The following is a 1,079-nucleotide window of genomic DNA, read 5'->3' on the forward strand; positions in this document are numbered from 1 at the left end:
CGGCGAGGCGCTCTGGGTGTTCGACCCGGCGCACGACCGCTGGTGCTACTGCGACGGGCTGGAGCTCCAGACGTACGCGGCCGCCGAAGAGCCCTCGCCCGCGCCGACGACCCCGCCGCCGCGGCACACCCCGTACGCGCCGACCAACGTCCCGTACGCGCCGACCGAGACCGGCGAGCCGTGACCCACGCCGGCCCGCCCACCACCACCGGTCTGCCCTCGGGCCTGGTCGGGCGGCAGGTCGCGGGCTACCGGCTGGAGAGCGAGATCGGGCGCGGCGGGATGGCCGTGGTCTACCGGGCCAAGGACCTGCGGCTCGGCCGGACCGTCGCGGTCAAGCTGCTGGCCCCCGAGCTGGCCCGCAACGAGGTGTTCCGGCGACGCTTCATGCACGAGTCCGAGGCGGCCGCGGCGATCGACCACCCGCACATCATCCCGGTCTTCGGGGCGGGCGAGCACGACGGCATCCTGTACCTCGCGATGCGCTACGTCGAGGGCGGTGACCTGCGCGAACTGATCGACCGGGACGGCCGCCTCCCGATCGAGCGCGCCGCCCGGCTGGCCCTGCAGATCGCCTCCGCGCTGGACGCCGCGCACGACCACGACCTGGTGCACCGGGACGTCAAACCGGGCAACGTCCTGGTCGCCGCCGGGACGGACAGCGAGCACCCCGAGCACCTGTACCTGGCCGACTTCGGGCTCACCAAGAAGTCCCTGTCACTGAGCGGACTGACCACCGTCGGCCAGATCGTCGGGACGCTGGACTACGCGGCGCCCGAGCAGATCTCCGGCCAGCCGCTGGACGGGCGCTGCGACCAGTACAGCCTCGGCTGCGTGGTCTTCGAGATGCTCGCGGGCACCCCGCCGTTCCGCCAGGAGAGCGACCTCGCACTGCTCTGGGCCCACCTCAACGACCCGCCGCCCGATCTGCGCGAGTACCGGCCCGACCTGTCGGAGGCCGTCGCGGCGGTGGTCGGCCGGGCGCTCGCCAAGACACCCGGGGAGCGCTACGACAGCTGCCTGCAGTTCGTCGCCGAGGTGCGCGCGGCCGCCGCGCCCGGCTCCTGGCGCGGCGGGGG

The 1,079-nt window shown here is 74.2% G+C and carries 1 protein-coding gene and 1 pseudogene; both read left to right on the forward strand.

Annotated elements, in window-relative coordinates:
• Positions 1 to 184: pseudogene (locus J0670_RS38535) on the forward strand (hypothetical protein); the annotation flags it as partial.
• Positions 181 to 1,079, forward strand: an 899-nt coding sequence (locus tag J0670_RS38540; RefSeq protein WP_307806880.1) for a serine/threonine-protein kinase, incomplete at its 3' end; no start/stop codon positions are given. The pseudogene J0670_RS38535 and the gene J0670_RS38540, both read left to right, overlap by 4 nt.

Source organism: Streptomyces sp. FH025 (assembly GCF_017427025.1).
In the GTDB taxonomy this organism is placed as follows: Bacteria; Actinomycetota; Actinomycetes; order Streptomycetales; family Streptomycetaceae; genus Kitasatospora.